This is a genomic window from Bartonella sp. CE47NXGY (assembly GCF_042195415.1).
Classification (GTDB): Bacteria; Pseudomonadota; Alphaproteobacteria; order Rhizobiales; family Rhizobiaceae; genus Bartonella.
Genome location: NZ_JBHIOI010000199.1, coordinates 1 through 860, shown reverse-complemented (window position 1 = coordinate 860; position 860 = coordinate 1). Strand labels below are relative to the sequence as shown.

At 45.0% G+C, this 860-nt stretch carries 1 protein-coding gene; it reads left to right on the top strand.

Going from position 1 to position 860, the window contains the following annotated elements:
* Positions 1-39: 39 nt before the first annotated feature.
* Positions 40-860, top strand: an 821-nt coding sequence (locus ACFIL3_RS10640; protein ID WP_375682267.1) for a portal protein, incomplete at its 3' end; no start/stop codon positions are given.

The window sequence follows — 860 nt, the reverse complement described above, 5'->3', positions numbered from 1 at the left end:
ACCAGCTTATAGCGGCAGAATGGAATATGAGAGTACCTCATGGATGGCAGAATGATGCATGATGATGAACGTTTAGAAAAAGACAGCAATGTATCTGATCTCTCTCATGAAGGTTTGTTTCGTAAGCTTGTGAGCTGGTACAAAGAAGATGTGGAGCATGTGAACAAATGGCGTGAACATGCGCGGGAGGATTTTGGTTTTTACAATGGTGATCAATGGAATGAAGAAGATTTATCGGCGTTAAAAAAGCAACGCCGCCCCGTTATGACTTTTAATCGTATTGCTCCGCTTGTGAATGCTGTTGTGGGTTCAGAACGCAACAATAAGCGAGAAGTGCAATTCATTCCTCGTCAAATAGGGAAGGCATTGCCAAGTGAATTGCTTACAGGAGCAGCAGAATGGTTTCGCGACATGGCACATGCTGAATATGCAGATAGTGATGCTTTCCAAGATGCTGTCATTTGTGGAATGGGGTGGACTGATACCCGCCTTGATTATGAGAACAGCCTCGATGGTGAACCGGTCATTACGCGTTTAGATCCTTTAAAAATGGTCTGGGATAGTGCGGCAGTGCAACCGAATTTAACCGATGCACAACGTTTGTGGTATGTAGACCGCAAGCCGTTAGAAGTAGCTAAGCAGATGTTTCCCAAATCTCATTGGACAGAGCTGAGTGCAGATTGGGCAAGGGATGGGAGCTCTCATGAAGGTGTTCACCATAATGATCTTGATTATTACAGTGATGAAGGGAGCATTGATGTTGAAAACGGTCGTCGGATGGTCACGCTTGTTGAATGCCGTTGGTTTGAAAGCGAGCGATATTACAAAGCGCCCGATTTAAGCACTGGAGAACTTCGTGA